The sequence below is a fragment of the Enterobacter sp. 237C8 genome (assembly GCF_034106865.1).
GTDB lineage: Bacteria > Pseudomonadota > Gammaproteobacteria > Enterobacterales > Enterobacteriaceae > Enterobacter > Enterobacter asburiae_B.
Genome location: NZ_JAWNDF010000003.1, coordinates 210,999 through 231,163, shown reverse-complemented (window position 1 = coordinate 231,163; position 20,165 = coordinate 210,999). Strand labels below are relative to the sequence as shown.

Here is a 20,165-nt window from a genome sequence, read left to right as displayed (position 1 = left end):
TTTTTTACGCAATGCTCAATATTAAATCGGCAATACGGACGAAACAATGAAACAACACGAAACGGCAGATAATTCTCAAGGCCAGCTTTATATTGTACCTACTCCTATCGGGAATTTGTCTGATATTACCCAACGTGCGCTCACCGTACTGCAAGCTGTTGATTTAATTGCTGCTGAAGATACCCGCCACACCGGCCTGCTGCTGCAACATTTCGCGATTAACGCCCGTCTGTTTGCTCTGCACGATCACAATGAGCAACAAAAAGCCGAAACGCTGGTGGCGAAGCTGAAAGAGGGGCAGAACATTGCCCTGGTCTCCGACGCCGGTACGCCGCTGATCAACGATCCCGGCTATCACCTGGTGCGTACCTGTCGTGAAGCCGGTATTCGCGTTGTGCCGCTGCCGGGGCCGTGTGCCGCCATTGCTGCGCTGAGTGCCGCGGGTCTGCCGTCTGACCGTTTCTGCTATGAAGGCTTCCTGCCTGCCAAATCCAAAGGCCGCCGTGACGTGTTAAAAGATCTGGAAGCGGAACCGCGCACCCTGATTTTCTACGAATCCACGCACCGCCTGCTGGAGAGCCTGGAAGATATGGTGACCGTGTGGGGAGAAGCCCGCTACGTGGTGCTGGCGCGCGAGCTGACCAAAACCTGGGAAACGATCCACGGCGCGCCGGTGGGTGAACTGCTGGCGTGGGTGAAGGAAGACGAAAACCGCCGCAAGGGTGAAATGGTGCTGATCGTCGAAGGGCATAAGGCGCAGGAAGACGCGCTCCCTGCCGATGCGCTGCGCACGCTGGCGCTGCTGCAGGCGGAACTACCGCTGAAGAAGGCCGCTGCGCTGGCGGCGGAGATTCACGGCGTGAAGAAAAATGCGCTGTATAAGCATGCGCTGGAGCAGCAGGGGGAGTAAGCCCCTGCCGCCTGTTTTGCCGGGTGGCGGCTGCGCCTAACCCGGCCTGCAGGTCGTTATGCGTCATTTAGCCAACAGGTATCGCCTCAACCTGGAAGGTTTGCGGCGTCTCCGGCGGGTTACCTAAATGCGGGATAGATGTGGTGCGAAAAATCACGTCACCGGTGCCGGGTTAAACACCGCCAGCTGATTATGTAATCCCCATTGATCCGAGAAGGTTTTCTTCCGCCCGCTGGCGACATCCAGAATGAAGTGGAACAGTTTCCAGCCCACGTCCTCAATGCTCTCTTCTCCGGTGGCGATGGTGCCCGCGTTGATGTCCATTAAGTCATACCAGCGGTTTGCCAGCTCGGTACGGGTCGCCATCTTGATCACCGGCACCGCCATCAGGCCGTACGGCGTGCCGCGCCCGGTGGTAAAGACCTGTACCGTAATGCCGGACGCCACCTGCTGCGTGCCGCAGACGAAATCGCTGGCCGGCGTTGCCGCGTAAATCAGGCCGTGTTTCGTCGGGCGCTGGCCCGGAGAGAGCACTTCCACAATCGCGCTCTGGCCGGATTTGGCAATCGACCCGAGGGCTTTTTCCACTACGTTGGCCAGGCCGCCTTTTTTGTTCCCCGGAGACGGGTTGGCGCTGCGGTCGGTTTTGCCCATATCGAGATAGCTATCGTACCAGGCCATTTCCTCAAGCAGGCGCTTGCCGACCTCTTCATTAACGGCGCGCGGCGTAAGCAGATGGATGGCGTCACGCACTTCGGTTACCTCGGAGAACATGACCGTGGCGCCGCAGCGGACAAGCAGATCGGACGCATAGCCCACCGCCGGGTTGGCCGTCACGCCGGAGAAGGCATCGCTGCCGCCGCACTGTGTTCCCACTACCAAATCAGACGCCGGGCAGGTTTCGCGCTGGCGCTTGTTGAGCTTGTCCAGATGGCGTTCAGCCACCTGCAGGATATCGTCGACCATTGAGCGGAAACCCACGTGGCGTTCGTCCTGCAGGCGCACGATGCTGGCCTCGTCTGCCGGAATGGCTTTGACATCTTCGGTGCCCTGCAGCAGGCGCTCTGGCTGCAATTTTTCACACCCCAGACCAATTACCATCACCTCGCCGCCAAAGTTCGGGTTGAGGGCAATATTGTGAATGGTGCGGATCGGCACTACCGCAGCGGGTGCGTTAATCGCCACGCCGCAGCCGTAGAGGTGGTTCAGGCCCACCACGCCGTCGACGTTCGGGTATTTCGGCAGCAGGTCGCGTTCGATGATTTTCACCACGTAATCCACTACGCCCGCCACGCAGTGCACGCTGGTGGTAATGCCGAGCAGATTCTTGGTGCCGACGCTGCCGTCCGCGTTGCGGTAGCCTTCGAAGGTATAGCCCTCCAGCGGAGGAAGCGGTTCCGGCACGCGGGTCGCCAGCGGAAGCGTGTTCAGCGGCGGCGCTTCCGGCAGCGCCACCAGCGACTCCTCAACCCAGCTCCCCTGCGGTATAGAGCGAACGGCATAGCCGATGACTTCACCGTAACGTACGATTTCGCTGTTAGCAGGGATATCCACCAGGGCGACCTTATGTCCCTGCGGAATATGCTCAATCAGTTCCAGCCCGTCCGGGAAGCGGGTGCCTGCTTTTAAGCCATTGTCGTTGACAATTATCGCCACATTATCGGTGTCGTGGACTTTTATATAAAACGCCGTCGGCGATGCCTGTCGAATTTCAATGTCGGCCATTGTTCAGTATTCTCCAGCAAAGTGTCTGATAATAAATTCAGCCAATTTTCTAATGGTAGAAATAAATACGCGGCTTTCAGAATTAAAGCATGTCAGCATAGGGGATATGAAAATGTGATCGCGATCGCTCCAGAACCGGTAATGCCTGATTCTGTGCATTAGCGCCCAGCGCCTTGTGCATATGCAAAAAAATTCTTTGAAATGTTACGCAATGCTTGAGCATTAAAACAATGTGCGGTCGTGGGTTGCGTTTTATACTGAATGACGATTTTATAACGCCAAAATACGTCAGAATAATAAATATAATGCTGGTGCGGTGTCTGGATAAATAAAATGATGCTGATATAGGCTGCGAATTAAAAAGGTAAATACGATGAGTAACGATATCTTCCCGAATAAATTTAAAGCGGCCCTCGCGGCACACCAGATTCAGATTGGCTGCTGGTCCGCGCTGGCAAACCCTATCAGCACCGAAGTGCTGGGCCTGGCCGGTTTTGACTGGCTGGTGCTGGACGGCGAACATGCGCCGAACGATATCAGCACCTTTATTCCGCAGCTGATGGCGCTGAAAGGCAGCCCCAGCGCCCCGATAGTGCGCGTGCCAACTAACGAGCCGGTAATTATCAAGCGCCTGCTGGATATCGGTTTCTACAACTTCCTGATCCCGTTTGTGGAGACGGAAGAACAAGCGGCCCTGGCCGTAGCCTCAACGCGCTATCCGCCAGAAGGGATCCGCGGCGTTTCCGTTTCGCATCGCGCCAATATGTTTGGCACCGTGCCGGACTACTTCACGCAGTCGAATAACAACATCACTATTCTGGTTCAGATCGAGAGCCAGCAGGGCGTTGATAACGTTGACGCGATTGCAGCCACAAACGGCGTGGACGGTATCTTCGTCGGCCCGAGCGATCTGGCGGCCGCCTTTGGCCATCTGGGTAATGCCAGCCACCCTGACGTGCAGCGCGCGATCCAGCACATCTTTGCCCGCGCTAAAGCTCACGGCAAACCGTGCGGCATTCTGGCGCCGGTTGAGGCTGATGCCCGTCGCTATCTGGAGTGGGGAGCCACGTTTGTTGCCGTCGGCAGCGACCTCGGGGTATTCCGCTCGGCCACGCAGAAATTAGCCGACGCTTTTAAAAAATAACCATCATTGAGGAAACAGATTATGACGCTGAAAGTGGGTTTTATTGGCCTGGGGATCATGGGTAAACCAATGAGTAAGAACCTCATCAAAGCGGGTTACTCACTGGTGGTATCCGATCACAATCCGCAGGCCGTGGCAGAGGTGATAGCGGCGGGCGCTGAAACGGCCACCACCGCGAAGGCCATTGCCGAGCAGTGCGATGTCATCATCACCATGCTGCCCAACTCCCCGCATGTTAAAGAGGTTGCGCTGGGTGAGAACGGCATTATCGACGGTGCGAAGCCGGGTCTGGTGTTGATTGATATGAGCTCTATTGCACCGCTCGCAAGCCGTGAAATCAGCGAGGCGTTAAAAGCGAAGAGCGTCGATATGCTGGATGCGCCGGTCAGCGGCGGTGAGCCGAAAGCGATCGACGGCACGCTGTCGGTGATGGTCGGCGGAGATAAAGCCGTTTTCGATAGATACTACGACCTGATGAAAGCCATGGCGGGCTCGGTGGTGCATGCCGGGGACATCGGGGCGGGTAACGTGACCAAGCTGGCCAACCAGGTGATTGTGGCGCTAAACATTGCCGCCATGTCCGAAGCGCTGACGCTGGCAACCAAAGCGGGCGTCAACCCGGATCTGGTCTATCAGGCCATTCGCGGTGGTCTGGCGGGCAGTACCGTGCTGGATGCCAAAGCGCCGATGGTGATGGATCGTAATTTCAAACCCGGTTTCCGCATCGACCTGCACATTAAAGATCTGGCGAACGCGCTGGATACGTCACACGGCGTAGGCGCGCAGCTGCCGCTGACCGCGGCGGTCATGGAGATGATGCAGGCGCTGCGTGCGGATGGCCTGGGCACGGCCGATCACAGCGCGATTGCGTGCTACTACGAAAAACTGGCGAAGGTGGAAGTGGCGCGTTAATCACGCCTTGCCCACACCTGAGGGTGACAGCGGCGCGCAAACCCTCTATACTGCGCGCCGAAGCTGACCAGACAGTCGCCGCTTCGTCGTCGTCCCTTTCGGGGGAGACGGGCGGAGGGGAGGAAAGTCCGGGCTCCATAGGGCAGGGTGCCAGGTAACGCCTGGGGGGGAAACCCACGACCAGTGCAACAGAGAGCAAACCGCCGATGGCCCGCGCAAGCGGGATCAGGTAAGGGTGAAAGGGTGCGGTAAGAGCGCACCGCGCGGCTGGTAACAGTCCGTGGCACGGTAAACTCCACCCGGAGCAAGGCCAAATAGGGGTTCACATGGTACGGCCCGTACTGAACCCGGGTAGGCTGCTTGAGCCAGTGAGCGATTGCTGGCCTAGATGAATGACTGTCCACGACAGAACCCGGCTTATCGGTCAGCTTCAACTTCTTAAAAAACCCCGCTTCGGCGGGGTTTTTGCTTTCCGGGTGATGCTGGATGGGTAAGCGCAGCGCCGGACAAACGACATCAATTCTCATATTTGCGACATTAAGCACATTTCACTGCTTTTATACCTTTCGTATCGATCCTGTACCTGTAGACGATCGCCATCACAAAATTTCACGCTAAAAAACAGGTGATTTTTAGTATTGATAATTTGTTATGTTTGTTGCTTTTATGATCGCGAATCTTTTCTCGTTTGATATGCATATATTGAAATCAAATACATTTCTCCCGTGAATATGTGACGCATTCCACTCTTTTCCGCAAACCTGAAAATTCGCATCGGAAAAATTTAATAAATTGAAAGAATGTTTCAAGCAAATAGCGGTTATTTATTGGTCTTTAATTGCCTGAAAGATCGTCTTTATTGATTTTTTTAACGCAGGAAAATTTACCAAGGTTATCGCCATAAAATAAATTTATTACTACTGCTTTTATTGATCGACATCAGCGTAATGGCGTGGCCTAATTTATTCATGTTATTGATAATAAATGTGTTTTTTGGTTGTCATTGTTCCAGTGAAGCGTGCGGAAAAGCAAATTGTGAGTGACAGCACATACCCCCTTAAACACTATTAGGTAGAATTCGCTCCGTCATAGGGAAATAAGCGCAGAATATTATGAACACTATTATTCTACCGAAAACACAGCACCTCGTGGTATTTCAGGAAGTCATTAAAAGTGGCTCCATAGGTTCTGCAGCAAGACAGCTTGGCCTGACGCAACCCGCCGTCAGCAAAATCATCAGCGATATTGAGTCCTACTTCGGCGTGGAAGTGATGGTGCGTAAAAACACCGGCGTAAAACTCACCGCCGCGGGCCAGGTTCTGCTCTCGTACTCTGAGTCGATCACCCGCGAAATGAAAAACATGGTGAGTGAGATTAACAGCCTGAGTTTCAGCACCGTCATGGACGTCTCCTTTGGCTACCCGTCGCTGATCGGCTTTACCTTCCTGTCCGAGATGATCAAAAAATTCAAGGAAGTGTTCCCGAAAGCACGCGTCTCGATGTATGAAGCCCAGCTCTCCTCTTTCCTTCCGGCTATTCGCGACGGTCGTCTGGATTTCGCTATCGGCACGCTGAGTGATGAAATGCTGCTGCAGGATCTGCACGTCGAACCGCTGTTTGAGTCCGAGTTTGTGCTGGTCGCCAGCAAAACGCGAACGTGCACCGGCCCGACGACACTGGCATCGCTCACGCACGAGCAGTGGGTGATGCCGCAAACCGATATGGGCTACTACAAAGAACTTCTGACTACCCTGCAAGACAACCACATCAGCATCGAAAACATCGTCCAGACCGATTCTGTCGTCACCATTTATAACCTTGTCCTGAATGCCGATTATCTGACGGTGATTCCCCGCGACATGATTGCACCGTTCGGTTCTGATCAGTTTATTGTGTTGCCCGTAGAAGATGAATTACCCGTGGCGCGTTATGCCGCCGTGTGGTCAAAAAATTACAGGATTAAAAAATCGGCGTCAGTATTAGTTGAGCTGGCAAAACAGTATTCGTCGATGAATATCGAAAGACGACGATGAATAATGAGTAATCAATTTAAAAACACCCAGAGCTTATCTCTGTAACGCTCTGATACCCTGACTTTGCCCGAAAAGAATGAATTATTATAACGAGGATATTATGCATATTACCTACGATCTCCCGGTAACGATTGAAGATATTCAGGACGCCAGAAAACGACTGGCAGGAAAAATATATAAAACAGGTATGCCGCGCTCGAATTATCTTAGCGAACGCTGCAAGGGCGAAATATTCCTGAAGTTTGAGAACATGCAGCGTACCGGCTCGTTTAAGATCCGCGGCGCGTTTAACAAATTAAGCTCGCTGACCGACGCTGAAAAACGCAAAGGCGTTGTCGCCTGCTCCGCGGGAAACCACGCGCAGGGTGTGTCCCTCTCCTGCGCGATGCTTGGCATCGACGGCAAAGTGGTGATGCCGATGGGCGCGCCGAAGTCTAAAGTGGCCGCGACGCGGGACTACTCGGCGGAAGTTGTGCTGCACGGCGAGAACTTCAACGACACCATTGCCAAAGTCAGCGAAATCGTCGAGATGGAAGGGCGCATTTTTATTCCTCCGTACGATGATGCCAAAGTGATCGCCGGGCAGGGCACCATCGGTCTGGAAATTCTCGAAGATTTATACGATGTGGATAACGTTATTGTGCCTATCGGCGGCGGCGGTTTAATTGCCGGGATTGCGACGGCAATTAAATCCATCAACCCCACCATTAATATCATCGGCGTGCAGTCAGAAAATGTTCACGGCATGGCGGCATCGTACCAGGCCGGGGAAATAATGAGCCATCGCGTTACCGGCACGCTGGCCGACGGCTGTGATGTTTCTCGTCCCGGTAATTTACCGTTCGAAATTGTTCGCGAGCTGGTTGATGACATTGTGCTGGTCAGCGAAGACAACATTCGCGACAGCATGATCGCACTTATTCAGCGAAATAAAGTGGTGACGGAAGGCGCCGGCGCGCTGGCCTGTGCCGCGTTATTAAGCGGCAAGCTTGACCACTATATTCAGGGTCGTAAAACCGTCTGCATTATTTCCGGCGGCAATATCGATCTCTCCCGTGTTTCCCAAATTACCGGCTTCGTTGACGCATAAAGGTGACCTATGAGCAACACAGAAAGCATTATCGTTGGCCAGACAAAAACGTCCTCCTGGCGTAAGTCTGATACCACATGGACGCTCGGCCTGTTTGGTACCGCCATTGGCGCAGGCGTGCTGTTCTTCCCCATTCGCGCAGGCTTTGGTGGATTGATCCCTATCCTGCTGATGCTGGTTCTCGCGTTCCCGATTGCGTTTTACTGCCACCGCGCGCTGGCGCGTTTGTGCCTCTCCGGCAGCAACGTCTCCGGCAACATCACCGAAACGGTGGAAGAGCACTTTGGTAAAACCGGTGGGGTGGTGATCACTTTCCTCTACTTCTTCGCCATTTGCCCGCTGCTGTGGATTTACGGCGTCACCATTACCAACACCTTTATGACCTTCTGGGAAAACCAGCTCCAGCTGCCTGCGCTGAACCGCGGCGTGGTGGCGCTGTTCCTGCTGCTGCTGATGGCCTTTGTTATCTGGTTTGGTAAAGACCTGATGGTGAAAGTCATGAGCTTCCTGGTGTTCCCGTTTATCGCCAGCCTTGTGCTGATTTCCCTGTCGCTGATCCCTTACTGGAACTCGGCGGTGATTGATCAGGTCAACCTGAGCGATATCGCCTTCACCGGTCATGACGGCATTCTGGTCACGGTGTGGCTGGGTATCTCCATCATGGTCTTCTCCTTCAACTTCTCGCCTATCGTCTCCTCGTTTGTGGTCTCCAAGCGCGAAGAGTACGAGCCGGAGTTCGGTAAAGCGTTCACCGAGCAGAAATGTTCCAAAATCATCGGTCGCGCCAGCCTGCTGATGGTGGCCGTGGTGATGTTCTTCGCCTTTAGCTGCCTGTTTACGCTCTCTCCGCAGAACATGGCGGACGCCAAGGCGCAGAACATTCCGGTGCTCTCCTACCTGGCGAACCACTTTGCGTCAATGTCAGGAACCAAATCGACGTTCGCGACGGTACTGGAATACGGTGCCTCCATCATCGCGCTGGTGGCTATCTTCAAATCCTTCTTCGGTCACTACCTGGGCACGCTGGAAGGGCTGAACGGCCTGATCCTCAAGTTCGGCTACAAGGGCGATAAGAAGAAAGTCTCCGTTGGCAAGCTGAACACCATCAGCATGGTGTTCATCATGGGCTCCACCTGGGTTGTGGCCTACGCCAATCCGAACATTCTGGACCTTATTGAAGCCATGGGCGCACCAATCATCGCCTCTCTGCTGTGCCTGCTGCCGATGTATGCCATCCGCAAAGCACCGGCGCTGGCGAAGTACAAAGGGCGCACCGAGAACATCTTCGTTACCGCGGTCGGGCTGCTGACCATTCTGAATATCGTTTACAAACTGTTCTAACCCATTGCTCAGGAAGAGCGGAGTCACATGATGATTGAGTTTCCGGTTGTACTGGTTATTAACTGCGGATCGTCCTCTGTTAAGTTTTCGGTGCTCGACGCCAGCAGCTGCGATGCCCTGATGACGGGCATTGCAGATGGGATCAACACCGAGAAGGCCTTTATTTCCGTGAACGGGGGTGAGCCAGCCAGACTGGCTCACCAGGACTACGAAGGGGCGCTGGCTGCCATCGCCCTGGAGCTGGAGAAGCGTAACCTGATGAGCAGCGTGGCCTTAATTGGCCACCGCATTGCGCATGGGGGAAATCTCTTCAGCGAGTCGACCCTGATCACGGAAGAGGCGATCGCGCAGATTCGCCAGGTCTCCCCGCTGGCACCGCTGCATAACTACGCCAACCTGAGCGGCGTGGAAGCGGCAGAGCGCCTGTTCCCGGGCGTGCAGCAGGTCGCGGTATTTGATACCAGCTTCCACCAGACGCTGCCGCCGCAGGCGTATCTGTACGGATTGCCGTACCGCTATTTTGAAGAGCTGGGCGTGCGCCGCTACGGCTTTCACGGGACCTCTCACCGCTACGTGGCCGCACAGGCGCATACGCTTCTCGGGCTGTCCCCCGACGACAGCGGCCTGGTGATTGCCCATCTCGGCAACGGGGCGTCCATCTGCGCGGTGCGCAACGGCGAAAGCGTCGACACCTCGATGGGGATGACGCCGCTGGAAGGGCTGGTGATGGGTACGCGCTGCGGCGATGTGGACTTCGGCGCGATGGCGTGGATTGCCGAGCAGACCGGCCAGTCGTTCGAGGATCTGGAGCGCGTGGTCAATAAAGAGTCCGGGCTGCTGGGGATCTCCGGCATCTCCTCCGATTTACGCGCGCTGGAGAAAGCCTGGCACGAAGGTAACGAGCGGGCGCAGCTGGCAATACACACCTTTGTTCACCGCATTGCGCGACATATTGCCGGCCACGCGGCGTCGCTGCACCGCCTGGATGGGGTGGTCTTTACCGGCGGCATTGGCGAAAACTCGAAGCTTGTCCGCGCGCTGGTGGCGGAACATCTGAAAGTCTTCGGCATCATCCTCGACGACGCCAAAAATGCCCTGTCGGGGAGCGCGGGTGAGCGCGTGATCTCCACCGAATCGTCCCGCGTGGCCTGCGCGGTTATCCCTACCAACGAAGAAAAAATGATCGCGCTGGACGCCCTCCGTCTTGGAAAGGTTACCCCGGCCGCGGCTTACGCCTGATAAAGCGAGAATCACATGAAAGTAACAATCGATACGGGCGTCGCGCCCTACAGCGACGCATGGGCCGGGTTTCGCGGTGAAGAATGGAAAAACGCCGTCAACGTCCGCGATTTTATTCAGCATAACTACACCCCTTATGAAGGCGATGAAGCTTTCCTCGCGCAGGCGACGCCAGCAACGACGGCGCTGTGGCAGAAGGTAATGGTCGGCATTCGCCAGGAGAACGCCACCCACGCCCCGGTGGATTTTGATACCAACATCGCCACCACCATTACGGCCCACGGGCCGGGCTATATCGACCAGGATCTGGAGACGATCGTCGGCCTGCAAACCGATAAGCCGCTCAAGCGCGCGCTGCATCCTTATGGCGGGATCAACATGATCCGCAGCTCGTTCGAAGCCTATGGCCGGGAGATGGATCCGCAGTTCGAATACCTGTTTACCGACCTGCGCAAAACCCACAACCAGGGCGTGTTTGACGTCTATTCGCCGGAGATGATGCGCTGCCGTAAATCCGGCGTGCTGACCGGCTTGCCGGACGGCTACGGGCGCGGACGCATCATCGGTGACTATCGCCGCGTGGCGCTATACGGGATCGCTTATCTGGTGCGCGAGCGCGAACTGCAGTTTGCCGATCTGCAGGGCAGGCTGGAGCGCGGTGAAGATCTGGAGGCGACGATCCGCCTGCGTGAGGAGCTGGCGGAGCACAGGCGCGCGCTGCTGCAGATCCAGCAGATGGCGGCGAACTATGGTTTTGATATTTCACGTCCGGCGATGAACGCCCAGGAAGCGGTGCAGTGGGTCTATTTTGCCTATCTTGCAGCGGTGAAATCCCAGAACGGCGGGGCGATGTCGCTGGGGCGCACGGCCTCGTTCCTCGATATCTACATTGAACGCGACATGCAGGCAGGAAGGCTGAATGAAGTCCAGGCGCAGGAGCTGATCGACCACTTCATCATGAAGATCCGCATGGTGCGCTTCCTGCGCACGCCGGAGTTCGACACGCTCTTCTCCGGCGATCCGATCTGGGCGACGGAAGTGATCGGCGGCATGGGGCTGGACGGGCGCACGCTGGTGACCAAAAACAGCTTCCGCTATCTGCATACCCTGCACACCATGGGGCCTGCGCCGGAGCCGAACCTGACGATCCTATGGTCTGAACAACTGCCGATCGCGTTCAAGAAATACGCCGCGCAGGTGTCGATCGTCACCTCTTCGCTGCAGTATGAGAACGACGATCTGATGCGTGCGGATTTCAACAGCGACGACTACGCCATTGCCTGCTGCGTCAGCCCGATGGTGATCGGCAAGCAGATGCAGTTCTTTGGCGCGCGCGCCAACCTCGCCAAAACGCTGCTGTACGCGATCAACGGTGGGGTGGACGAGAAGCTGAAGATCCAGGTCGGCCCGAAAACCGAGCCGCTGCTGGACGACGTGCTGAATTACGATACCGTGATGGCGAGCCTCGACCACTTTATGGACTGGCTGGCGGTGCAGTACATCAGCGCCCTGAACCTCATTCACTACATGCATGATAAGTACAGCTACGAAGCCTCGCTGATGGCGCTGCACGACCGCGACGTCTATCGCACCATGGCATGCGGCATTGCCGGGCTGTCGGTGGCGGCGGATTCCCTGTCGGCCATTAAATACGCCACGGTGAAGCCGGTGCGCGACCACACCGGTCTGGCGGTCGATTTCGTGATTGAAGGGGACTATCCGCAGTACGGCAATAACGACGACCGCGTGGACAGCATCGCCTGCGACCTGGTGGAGCGCTTTATGAAGAAAATTCAGGCGCTGCCAACCTACCGCAACGCGGTGCCAACCCAGTCGATTCTGACTATCACCTCCAACGTGGTTTACGGCCAGAAGACCGGGAACACGCCGGACGGACGCCGCGGCGGCACGCCGTTTGCCCCTGGTGCGAACCCGATGCACGGCCGCGACAGAAAAGGGGCCGTGGCCTCGCTAACGTCGGTGGCCAAGCTGCCGTTCACCTATGCGAAAGACGGGATCTCCTACACCTTTTCCATCGTGCCGCAGGCGCTGGGCAAGGACGAGCAGGTGCGCAAAACCAACCTGGTGGGGCTGCTGGACGGGTATTTCCATCACGAAGCGTCCATTGAGGGCGGGCAGCATCTGAACGTCAACGTCATGAACCGGGAAATGCTCCTCGATGCCATCGCGCATCCCGAGAATTACCCGAACCTGACGATCCGCGTTTCAGGCTATGCGGTGCGTTTTAACGCCCTGACGCGCGAGCAGCAGCAGGATGTGATTTCGAGGACGTTTACGCAATCTATCTGACGACATTCAGGTCTCATGCCCCCTCACCCTGGGGGCATTTTTTTGCCCGCTAAACATACAAAATTGTTTATATAATTACTCACACATATTCATCCGCTCTTGAAAAACAATACGCCTGCTTTTCCCTATCACAGCATGTAAGGACAGTAAGATGATGAAAATGACCCGTATTGCGCTGGTCGCCGCCTCGCTGGCAGCGTGCAGTTTTACGGCACAGGCCGCGAACGTTGAGGCTGCCCCGTCTCCCTCGCAGGATCCGCTGGTACAGCACCTGAAGCTCAGCAATGAGCAGGTTAAAAAGATTGAAGATCTGCATAAGCAGCTGGAACAAAATGTCAGCAAGATCCCGATGACGGGGGTGAAGGACGGCGCGCTGATCGACATGTTCCAGGCGGGTAAATGGGACGAAAGCACGGTGAAAAGCCAGCTTGCTGCCTTTAGCAAAATTGAAGAGCAGACCCGCTATTACCGCGTGAAATATTACTTCGACGTCAGCCAGGTGTTGACGCCGGAACAGCGTAAGCAGATTAGAACCGATATGGCTAACGCGCTGGCAGAGTGATTTCTTACGGCGCCGGATGATTCTGCCGTGGCTCGATCGGTTCCCTCTCCCATTGGGAGAGGGTTAGGGTGAGAGCATTCTCTAAACCGGCAAATCAATCAGCAGCGCGCGCAGCGGCGTATCCGCCACCAGGGTGATATTCGCTTCATCACGAATAAACGCCCCGTCGCCGCAGGTGAGCGCTTCTTTCTCTTCCGTGTGCGTCACCGCATGTACCGTACCGTGAATAGACTGCAAATAGGCGCGCGGACCATGAAGCTGGAAGCTCGCCTGATCACCTTTCTTCAGTTCGATATGGTGCAGCCACACCTGCTGGCGCAGCTGCAGGCTACCTTTACTGCCGTCCGGCGATGCAATCAGCTGCTGCTTATCGCCCGTTAAATCTAACTTCTGTACCAGCGGATTTTCCCGCTCGGGGCAGGCGTCCAGCCACAGCTGCATACGGGTCAGCGTTTTGTCTTTGCTGAGGTTATGCTCGCTGTAGCTGATGCCCGGCTGCGTGGAAATTAACAACGCTTCGCCAGCCTTTGCCTGGACATGATTGCCCTCGCTATCGCGGTATTCTGCCTCGCCTTCCAGGATCAGGTTCAGGATATCGACTTTCGGGTACGTACGCGGCTGGAAGGAGGCGCCCGGGGCGAGCACTTCCTGGTTTAACACGCGCAGTGAAGCGTAACCGAGGAGTTTAGGGTCAAAGTAGTGTCCAAAGGAAAAGGTGTAGCGGGCCTGCAGCCAACCGAAATCGGCTTGTCCGCACTGTTTAGCTGTTCTTGTCGTAATCATAAACTTGACCTCTCTTTACACTAAAACAATGGTAAAGGTATGGACGCTGCATTGTTAGCCAGATATTCTGCCCGGTATGTTCAAATTTCCTGAATGAGAACGAGATGGCTAAAGAGAGAGCATTGACGCTTGAGGCGCTTCGCGTCATGGACGCGATTGACCGGCGCGGCAGTTTTGCGGCGGCGGCAGATGAGCTGGGGCGCGTTCCGTCTGCGCTAAGCTACACCATGCAGAAGCTGGAGGAAGAGCTGGACGTGGTGCTGTTTGACCGCTCCGGTCATCGAACAAAATTCACCAACGTGGGGCGAATGCTGCTGGAGCGCGGCCGCGTGCTGCTGGAAGCGGCGGACAAGCTCACGACGGACGCCGAAGCGCTGGCGCGCGGCTGGGAAACCCATCTGACGTTAGTTACCGAAGCGCTGGTGCCGACTGAAGCGCTGTTCCCGCTGGTGGACCGCCTGGCGGCGAAGGCCAATACGCAGCTGTCAATCATCACCGAGGTGCTGGCAGGCGCGTGGGAACGTCTGGAAACGGGCAGGGCGGATATTGTGATTGCGCCGGACATGCACTTCCGTTCCTCATCGGAAATCAACTCGCGCAAGCTCTACAGCGTGATGAACGTCTATGTTGCCGCACCTAATCACCCGATTCACCAGGAGCCGGAGCCGCTCTCTGAAGTGACGCGCGTGAAGTATCGCGGCGTGGCGGTAGCGGATACCGCGCGCGAGCGTCCGGTGCTGACGGTGCAGCTGCTGGATAAACAGCCTCGTCTGACGGTGACCTCGCTGGAAGACAAACGGCAGGCGCTATTGGCCGGTCTGGGCGTGGCGACCATGCCGTACCCGTTTGTCGAAAAAGACATTGCAGAAGGGCGGCTGCGCGTAGTCAGCCCGGAATATAGCCACGAGGTTGATATCATTATGGCGTGGCGCCGTGACAGCATGGGCGAAGCCAAATCATGGTGTTTACGCGAAATTCCGAAGCTTTTCACGCAATACAATAAATAAAAATTTGTAGGCCCGGTAAGCGAAGCGCCACCGGGCTTTTTTTATGCGCCGATCTTAGGATCCGGACCAAAGCGGTTTTCGCCCGGCGTCCCGCTCTGGCAGTTGAAGATCAAAATCACGATCCAGCCAATAATCGGGATCAACAGCAGCAATAACCACCACGCTGAACGATCGGTGTCGTGCAGTCGACGGAACAGCACCGCCCACGATGGCAGCAGGACTAACAGGCCATAAATGGTGGTCAGCACGCCTTCACCGCCAGCCCGCTCCCAGCCAAGAATTTTATCCACAATACCCAGCACCATAATGAGAATGAAGTTCACCAGAACGAACATCCAGTACTCTTTGCGGCGGGCACGGCCACCAAATCCAATGTAGTTACGCAGTACTTTTAAATACCAGTCCATTTTCCTTGCCTCATTAGTCAGTCAATCACTTGTTTTCTAAGCGATCGAGGTAAGGATAGATGGAGATTGTGAATTAAAAAAGGGCATCTGGTGATGCCCTTCGTATTTATCCAAATCGGACGTCGCGCCCGTGAGGTTCATCCAGATCCTGCCACGGCCCAATGGAGATAATGCCCGTCGGGTTGATGGTTTTGTGGCTGCGGAAATAGTGGGTGCGGATATGGTCGAAATCGACCGTGTCGGCAATACCCGGCATCTGGTAGATGTCACGCAGGAAACCATGCAGGTTCAGGTAATCGCTGATGCGGTGCTTGTCGCACTTAAAGTGGGTGACATAGACCGGATCGAAGCGAACCAGCGTGGTCCACAGGCGGATGTCCGCTTCCGTCAGGCGATCGCCCGTCAGGTAGCGATGCTGGCCCAGGATCTGCTCCAGACGCTCCAGCGATTCAAACACCTTTCCAACCGCTTCGTCATACGCTTCCTGGCTGGTGGCGAAACCGGCCTTGTAGACACCGTTGTTGACGTTGTCGTAAATCCAGCCGTTCAGCTCGTCAATTTTCTCTCGCAACTCAGCCGGATAATAATCTCCGGCGCGGGCACCGTGCGCGTCAAACGCGGTATTGAACATGCGGATAATTTCCGCAGACTCATTGCTGACAATCGTCTGGTTTTTCTTGTCCCACAGCACCGGCACGGTAACGCGCCCGGTGTAGTGAGGATCGGCGCGCAGATAGAGCTGGTAAAGGAAATCGTGATGATACAGCTCATCACCCGTCGCGGCCGGGAAATCACTGTCAAACGTCCAGCCGTTTTCCAGCATCAGCGGGTTCACGACCGAAACCGGAATTAAGGATTCGAGACCTTTAAGCTTGCGCACAATCAGCGTGCGGTGTGCCCACGGGCAGGCAAGCGAAACATAAAGATGATAACGGTCTTTCTCAGCCGCGAAGCCGCCTTCGCCGCTCGGGCCTGGCGCGCCGTCGGCGGTCAGCCAGTTACGGAAGGCCGAAACTGAGCGCTTGAAGCGACCTCCGGTGGATTTGGTGTCATACCAGACATCCTGCCATACGCCGTCTACGAGTTGCCCCATTTTTTCTCCTCCGTCAGATAGCAAAAGCGAGGAGATGTCTCCTCGCTTTGTGTTCATTCAGTATAGCGTGCTTACCACTTCTTATTCAGAACGCGGTCAATGCTGTATGCGCCCGGGCCAGTGACGGCCAGCAGCAGGAAGCCACCCGCGATGGTCAGGTTTTTCATGAACATCAGAGAGTTCACGCCTTCCGCAAAGTTGCTGTGGAAGATGAACGCCGTCAGCACGGTGAAGCCTGCGGTAAACAGCGCGGTAGTACGGGTCAGGAAGCCGAACAGTACCGCCAGGCCGCCGCCGAACTCAAGAAGAATGGTCAGCGGCAGCAGGAACCCCGGAACGCCCATGGCTTCCATATACTGCTGGGTACCCGCATAACCGGTGATTTTTCCCCAACCTGCCACGATGAACAGAATTGGCATCAGAATACGCGCGACCAGTACACCAACATCTTCTAATTTTTTCATTTTACTCTCCAGGAAACCACATGAGCGGCTGAACATTATTTGTCTGCAATTCCGGGTAGATACCGCGGCGTTGCTGTCGATGGAGAGGATAATAAACGGGGCGGGTGGTAATTGTTAGCAAGGAAAACTGTCAATCTTCTTCAAAGATATTGAGTAAGGGAACGTGCGCGCTGGTGCCATAACCCCAACCCTTTCCCACGGGGAGAGGGCGCAAAAACAAAAAACGGTAACCTGAGTTACCGTTTTGCTTTTATCACCGCAGCTGCTGCTGCCGTAACGTTGCTTTCACCAGACGCCAGGCGCTCCAGGCGCCGAATCCACGACGAGCCCAGCGGATCAGCATGTTCGGATGACGAACCGTCCAGATCGCCATCACGCTGCTGCCGACCAGCGCCCACGAACGCAGGCTCAGAACGGTATTCCAGCCCCGGTCAAACCGTCGCGTCGCGTCAATCCAGTCGCGACGACTGGCCGACAGATCCAGCCGTTGCTGCTGGATCTGGCTTAACAGGTACGCTTTTCGCTTTTGACGTTCGGCTTTATCGCTCACGGCTAGTCATCCTCCAGCAGAGCGCGATCGTTCGCCAGCTCCTGACGCGTATGGCGCAGGAAAGTGGACTTGCGCGCTTTACGCAGCGTCCAGATACCGCCTATCAACGCGGCGACCAGCAGAACGACGGTGGTGGCAATCATCGCGTTAAGACGATACTGCGGATCGATGGCCCAGATGATTAACACCATCAGGCTCATCAGACCAAACGCGGCAAAGAGCATGGTCAGCCCGAGCATTAGCAGCATCTGGAAGAGGTTCGCTTTCTCCTCTTCCAGCTCCACCACTGCCAGCCGGACGCGCGTTTCGGCAATCCCGACCAGCGTCGTTAAAATACGCTGGCCGATGCCGAGGACGTTGTTAGCAGGCCCTTGTGCGTGACGAGGATCTTCCATATCAACGACGCGTCAGAAGGACACCCAGTACCACACCCACTGCGGCACCAATCCCTACACCCGTCCATGGATTATCACGCACATATTCGTCCGCGCGCGCAGCCGCTTCGCGGGTCTGTTTCGCCAGCGCATCACCGGTTTCACCCAGGCGATAGCGGCTCTCTTTCAGCGCCTGCTCCGCCTTGCTGCGCAGCTTGCTGACCTCTTCTTTTGACTTGTCAGCAGAGGAGTTCAGCACCTCTTCAAGGGTATCGGCCAGGGATTTCAGTTCAGCGCGCAGATGTTCAGACGTCGTATCTTTTGACATGATTCTCTCTCCTGTTGAGATTTCCGTTAACTCAATAATCGCGAGCTTCCAGCGCTTTCAGGTCATCCTGCGCTTCTTTCAACTTCTTCTCGCGCTTAGCAATTTTTTCCGCATCTCCTTTCTCTTTCGCTTCCTGCAGGTCGCGACGGCGCTCGGCTATCTCGTCCTTCTGTTCAGCGATTTTCTTCTTGTGGTCGGCACGAAGCTTGCTGTCTGAACAGTTCGCTTTCACTTCGCTCAGCGCTTTTTTAAGACCATCAACACGGTGCTGATTGTTATGCTTTTCGGCATAACCGATCTCACGCTGAATATCCTGTTCTTTCTCCTGACAGAGAGAGTTTGCGAAGGATGCTGTGCTTAAAGAAAAAAGGGCCAGAGCCAGAGTCATGCGGAATTTCATTATCGAAACCTTCCATTGTGTTGCGGCGTTAGCCGCTATCCAAAGTTATGCGGAGTACATCGAGGGGTGCTCCGCGTACTTAAGCATAGTAAGTAAACGGGGGATTCACCAAAGTGAGTGAAAAGATTCGGAATCCTGGAAGTTATCCAAACCGATGCGACGTATCGCGAATCAATGACAGCCAGGCTGCAGGCTGGCTGTCATCTTCCTGCTGGGCAATGATATACCCGTGCGGCAGGGTACGGTCGAGAACCACTTTCGCGGCGGCACTTTGCGCACGGGAATCAAACTTGATCAGTAAAACATCGTCCTGCGGGGTAATGCTCTTAAAGCGGATCCCGTTCGCGTCCAGATGATGCCAGACAGAAAAACCGTCAGGCACGCTGGCGCCCTGGTTTACCGGGCGAATAGCCAGCGTCGATTCTTGATGCGAAAGCGCGCTCCATGCCAGCAGCATGGCGCTGAGGACGATCAGCGTAATCACGGCAACGGCAAAACGGCGCAGGGCGAGCGGTGAGATAGCCATCGTTAGCCTCTGGCTCCGTATTTCTTTTTCCACAGGACAACCAGTGAGCCAATCAGGCCGAAGACCAGCAGAACCACAGGCAGCAGCATCAGGCAGGACATCAGCTGGTCTTCATATTTCATAAAGACCGGCGTTTTACCCAGCGCATAGCCGAGCGTCGTCAGAATTAGCACCCATAGCAGGCCGCTCATCCAGTTAAAGAACTGGAAGCGCGTGCTGCTCAACCCCGACAGACCGGCAATGGTCGGCAGCAGGGTGCGAACAAAGGCGATAAAGCGGCCAATCAGCAGCGCGGAAAGCCCGTGCTTGTGGAAAAGGTGGTGCGCCCGCTGGTGATAATGCGCGGGAAGATGAGAGAGCCAGTTCTGGACGATCCGGGTATTGCCCAGCCATCGTCCCTGGATATAGCTCACCCAGCAGCCGAGGCTTGCCGCCACGGTCAGTAATAAAATGGTGTGTGGAAACGCCATCGCCCCTTTGGCACACAGCACGCCGACAAGTACCAGCAAACTGTCACCGGGCAGGAAGGCAGCAGGCAGCAAACCGTTCTCAAGGAACAGGATCATAAACAAGACGAAATAGAGCATGCCAATCATGGAAGGGTTGGCCAGCGTTTCAAAATCCTGCGCCCAGAGGGCATGCAGCAGTTGGGTCAAAAGTTCCATTCAGTGTTCCTGGAAATCGGTTAACGTCACGCCTGTTATCCGGGACAAACAGCACGGCGACATTGTTGTGATTTCATTATGGTCGCTCGCGGACACATTGCGGTGTGGCCAACACTGTTCCCTGTTAATTGGCTGGTTAGCAAGCACTAACTTACAAAATAAGGAATTGAATCCAATTGTAACAAAGCCCAACGTTCTGCGTCACAGAATTTGCAGGGGTGAATTGATTTTGGCGTAAGCCCAGGAAGTGAGCGAGGGGATTTACAAAGGCTGACACTATATATGTTTTGCTTACTCCTGTA

At 55.5% G+C, this 20,165-nt stretch carries 21 protein-coding genes and 1 other RNA gene; 11 read left to right on the top strand and 11 right to left on the bottom strand.

From position 1 onward, the window contains the following. The first annotated feature begins 46 nt into the window (after nucleotides 1-46). A complete protein-coding gene (gene rsmI / locus USF70_RS12875) occupies nucleotides 47-910 on the top strand; it encodes a 16S rRNA (cytidine(1402)-2'-O)-methyltransferase (protein ID WP_023309315.1) in 864 nt (287 codons plus the stop codon). A 153-nt stretch (nucleotides 911-1,063) separates the two neighbouring features. Here the strand turns inward: rsmI and garD are convergent, their stop codons facing one another. Continuing rightward, entirely contained in the window at nucleotides 1,064-2,635 is a 1,572-nt protein-coding gene (garD, locus tag USF70_RS12870; protein WP_087823151.1) for a galactarate dehydratase, read from the bottom strand. A 373-nt stretch (nucleotides 2,636-3,008) separates the two neighbouring features. Between garD and garL the strand changes: the two genes are divergently transcribed. The 9 genes from garL to USF70_RS12825 all read left to right on the top strand — a co-directional run bounded on the left by garL (nucleotide 3,009) and on the right by USF70_RS12825 (nucleotide 13,266). Continuing rightward, nucleotides 3,009-3,779: a 2-dehydro-3-deoxyglucarate aldolase gene (gene garL, locus USF70_RS12865; protein WP_064673356.1), complete on the top strand. Its 771-nt coding sequence runs from the start codon at nucleotides 3,009-3,011 to the stop codon at nucleotides 3,777-3,779. Between the two features lie 21 nt (nucleotides 3,780-3,800). Continuing rightward, complete coding sequence (gene garR / locus USF70_RS12860; protein ID WP_320735683.1) at nucleotides 3,801-4,691, top strand: 2-hydroxy-3-oxopropionate reductase; 891 nt, start codon at nucleotides 3,801-3,803, stop codon at nucleotides 4,689-4,691. Between the two features lie 59 nt (nucleotides 4,692-4,750). Beyond that, nucleotides 4,751-5,127, top strand: an RNA gene (rnpB, locus tag USF70_RS12855) — RNase P RNA component class A. Nucleotides 5,128-5,803: 676 nt separating this feature from the next. Then, nucleotides 5,804-6,724, top strand: a complete 921-nt coding sequence (tdcA, locus tag USF70_RS12850) for a transcriptional regulator TdcA (RefSeq protein ID WP_008501504.1) — start codon at nucleotides 5,804-5,806, stop codon at nucleotides 6,722-6,724. A 100-nt stretch (nucleotides 6,725-6,824) separates the two neighbouring features. Further along, nucleotides 6,825-7,814, top strand: coding sequence for a bifunctional threonine ammonia-lyase/L-serine ammonia-lyase TdcB (tdcB, locus tag USF70_RS12845; protein WP_032640996.1), 990 nt, complete (start codon nucleotides 6,825-6,827; stop codon nucleotides 7,812-7,814). Between the two features lie 9 nt (nucleotides 7,815-7,823). Further along, the gene (gene tdcC / locus USF70_RS12840) at nucleotides 7,824-9,155 is read left to right on the top strand and encodes a threonine/serine transporter TdcC (RefSeq protein ID WP_029739656.1); all 1,332 of its coding nucleotides are present in this window, start codon (nucleotides 7,824-7,826) and stop codon (nucleotides 9,153-9,155) included. Between the two features lie 30 nt (nucleotides 9,156-9,185). After that, nucleotides 9,186-10,394, top strand: coding sequence for a propionate kinase (tdcD, locus tag USF70_RS12835; RefSeq protein ID WP_320735700.1), 1,209 nt, complete (start codon nucleotides 9,186-9,188; stop codon nucleotides 10,392-10,394). Between the two features lie 15 nt (nucleotides 10,395-10,409). Further along, a complete protein-coding gene (gene pflB / locus USF70_RS12830; protein WP_320735682.1) occupies nucleotides 10,410-12,704 on the top strand; it encodes a formate C-acetyltransferase in 2,295 nt (764 codons plus the stop codon). Nucleotides 12,705-12,855: 151 nt separating this feature from the next. Next, a complete protein-coding gene (locus USF70_RS12825) occupies nucleotides 12,856-13,266 on the top strand; it encodes a Spy/CpxP family protein refolding chaperone (protein ID WP_033146727.1) in 411 nt (136 codons plus the stop codon). An 81-nt stretch (nucleotides 13,267-13,347) separates the two neighbouring features. Here the strand turns inward: USF70_RS12825 and USF70_RS12820 are convergent, their stop codons facing one another. After that, nucleotides 13,348-14,049, bottom strand: coding sequence for a pirin family protein (locus tag USF70_RS12820; RefSeq protein ID WP_033146726.1), 702 nt, complete (start codon nucleotides 14,047-14,049; stop codon nucleotides 13,348-13,350). Nucleotides 14,050-14,153: 104 nt separating this feature from the next. Here USF70_RS12820 and USF70_RS12815 point away from each other — a divergent pair, with 104 nt between their 5' ends. Continuing rightward, entirely contained in the window at nucleotides 14,154-15,056 is a 903-nt protein-coding gene (locus tag USF70_RS12815) for a LysR family transcriptional regulator (protein WP_029739659.1), read from the top strand. Nucleotides 15,057-15,097: 41 nt separating this feature from the next. On the opposite strand, the gene USF70_RS12810 is transcribed toward USF70_RS12815, so the two are convergent. From USF70_RS12810 to yqjA, 9 genes are all read right to left on the bottom strand, one after another. Continuing rightward, nucleotides 15,098-15,463 carry a DUF805 domain-containing protein gene (locus tag USF70_RS12810; protein WP_029739660.1) on the bottom strand — a complete coding sequence of 122 codons (366 nt, stop codon included), beginning with the start codon at nucleotides 15,461-15,463 and terminating at the stop codon, nucleotides 15,098-15,100. Nucleotides 15,464-15,569: 106 nt separating this feature from the next. Then, on the bottom strand, nucleotides 15,570-16,556 hold the full coding sequence (locus USF70_RS12805) for a glutathione S-transferase family protein (protein WP_320735681.1): 987 nt from the start codon (nucleotides 16,554-16,556) through the stop codon (nucleotides 15,570-15,572). A 71-nt stretch (nucleotides 16,557-16,627) separates the two neighbouring features. Next, nucleotides 16,628-17,020 carry a DoxX family protein gene (locus USF70_RS12800; RefSeq protein WP_023309292.1) on the bottom strand — a complete coding sequence of 131 codons (393 nt, stop codon included), beginning with the start codon at nucleotides 17,018-17,020 and terminating at the stop codon, nucleotides 16,628-16,630. A gap of 253 nt (nucleotides 17,021-17,273) precedes the next feature. Continuing rightward, a complete protein-coding gene (locus USF70_RS12795) occupies nucleotides 17,274-17,570 on the bottom strand; it encodes a YqjK-like family protein (protein ID WP_033146723.1) in 297 nt (98 codons plus the stop codon). A gap of 2 nt (nucleotides 17,571-17,572) precedes the next feature. After that, entirely contained in the window at nucleotides 17,573-17,965 is a 393-nt protein-coding gene (locus USF70_RS12790) for a phage holin family protein (protein ID WP_023333540.1), read from the bottom strand. A 1-nt stretch (nucleotide 17,966) separates the two neighbouring features. Further along, nucleotides 17,967-18,272: a DUF883 family protein gene (locus tag USF70_RS12785; RefSeq protein ID WP_008503141.1), complete on the bottom strand. Its 306-nt coding sequence runs from the start codon at nucleotides 18,270-18,272 to the stop codon at nucleotides 17,967-17,969. A 31-nt stretch (nucleotides 18,273-18,303) separates the two neighbouring features. Then, a complete protein-coding gene (locus USF70_RS12780) occupies nucleotides 18,304-18,672 on the bottom strand; it encodes a DUF1090 domain-containing protein (protein ID WP_023309291.1) in 369 nt (122 codons plus the stop codon). A 142-nt stretch (nucleotides 18,673-18,814) separates the two neighbouring features. Beyond that, nucleotides 18,815-19,198, bottom strand: coding sequence for an EnvZ/OmpR regulon moderator MzrA (gene mzrA / locus USF70_RS12775; RefSeq protein ID WP_039260467.1), 384 nt, complete (start codon nucleotides 19,196-19,198; stop codon nucleotides 18,815-18,817). A gap of 2 nt (nucleotides 19,199-19,200) precedes the next feature. Continuing rightward, nucleotides 19,201-19,863 (bottom strand): DedA family general envelope maintenance protein YqjA, encoded by a 663-nt coding sequence (gene yqjA / locus USF70_RS12770; RefSeq protein WP_024906405.1) that lies wholly within the window; start codon nucleotides 19,861-19,863, stop codon nucleotides 19,201-19,203. Between the last annotated feature and the right edge of the window lie 302 nt (nucleotides 19,864-20,165).

Excerpts from the sequence above, each read along its gene's own strand:
- rsmI (WP_023309315.1), top strand. The coding sequence starts at position 47 with ATGAAACAACACGAAACGGCAGATAATTCTCAAGGCCAGCTTTATATT.
- garD (WP_087823151.1), bottom strand. The coding sequence starts at position 2,635 with ATGGCCGACATTGAAATTCGACAGGCATCGCCGACGGCGTTTTATATA.
- garL (WP_064673356.1), top strand. The coding sequence starts at position 3,009 with ATGAGTAACGATATCTTCCCGAATAAATTTAAAGCGGCCCTCGCGGCA.
- garR (WP_320735683.1), top strand. The coding sequence starts at position 3,801 with ATGACGCTGAAAGTGGGTTTTATTGGCCTGGGGATCATGGGTAAACCA.
- tdcA (WP_008501504.1), top strand. The coding sequence starts at position 5,804 with ATGAACACTATTATTCTACCGAAAACACAGCACCTCGTGGTATTTCAG.
- tdcB (WP_032640996.1), top strand. The coding sequence starts at position 6,825 with ATGCATATTACCTACGATCTCCCGGTAACGATTGAAGATATTCAGGAC.
- tdcC (WP_029739656.1), top strand. The coding sequence starts at position 7,824 with ATGAGCAACACAGAAAGCATTATCGTTGGCCAGACAAAAACGTCCTCC.
- tdcD (WP_320735700.1), top strand. The coding sequence starts at position 9,186 with ATGATTGAGTTTCCGGTTGTACTGGTTATTAACTGCGGATCGTCCTCT.
- pflB (WP_320735682.1), top strand. The coding sequence starts at position 10,410 with ATGAAAGTAACAATCGATACGGGCGTCGCGCCCTACAGCGACGCATGG.
- USF70_RS12825 (WP_033146727.1), top strand. The coding sequence starts at position 12,856 with ATGATGAAAATGACCCGTATTGCGCTGGTCGCCGCCTCGCTGGCAGCG.
- USF70_RS12820 (WP_033146726.1), bottom strand. The coding sequence starts at position 14,049 with ATGATTACGACAAGAACAGCTAAACAGTGCGGACAAGCCGATTTCGGT.
- USF70_RS12815 (WP_029739659.1), top strand. The coding sequence starts at position 14,154 with ATGGCTAAAGAGAGAGCATTGACGCTTGAGGCGCTTCGCGTCATGGAC.
- USF70_RS12810 (WP_029739660.1), bottom strand. The coding sequence starts at position 15,463 with ATGGACTGGTATTTAAAAGTACTGCGTAACTACATTGGATTTGGTGGC.
- USF70_RS12805 (WP_320735681.1), bottom strand. The coding sequence starts at position 16,556 with ATGGGGCAACTCGTAGACGGCGTATGGCAGGATGTCTGGTATGACACC.
- USF70_RS12800 (WP_023309292.1), bottom strand. The coding sequence starts at position 17,020 with ATGAAAAAATTAGAAGATGTTGGTGTACTGGTCGCGCGTATTCTGATG.
- USF70_RS12790 (WP_023333540.1), bottom strand. The coding sequence starts at position 17,965 with ATGGAAGATCCTCGTCACGCACAAGGGCCTGCTAACAACGTCCTCGGC.
- USF70_RS12785 (WP_008503141.1), bottom strand. The coding sequence starts at position 18,272 with ATGTCAAAAGATACGACGTCTGAACATCTGCGCGCTGAACTGAAATCC.
- USF70_RS12780 (WP_023309291.1), bottom strand. The coding sequence starts at position 18,672 with ATGAAATTCCGCATGACTCTGGCTCTGGCCCTTTTTTCTTTAAGCACA.
- mzrA (WP_039260467.1), bottom strand. The coding sequence starts at position 19,198 with ATGGCTATCTCACCGCTCGCCCTGCGCCGTTTTGCCGTTGCCGTGATT.
- yqjA (WP_024906405.1), bottom strand. The coding sequence starts at position 19,863 with ATGGAACTTTTGACCCAACTGCTGCATGCCCTCTGGGCGCAGGATTTT.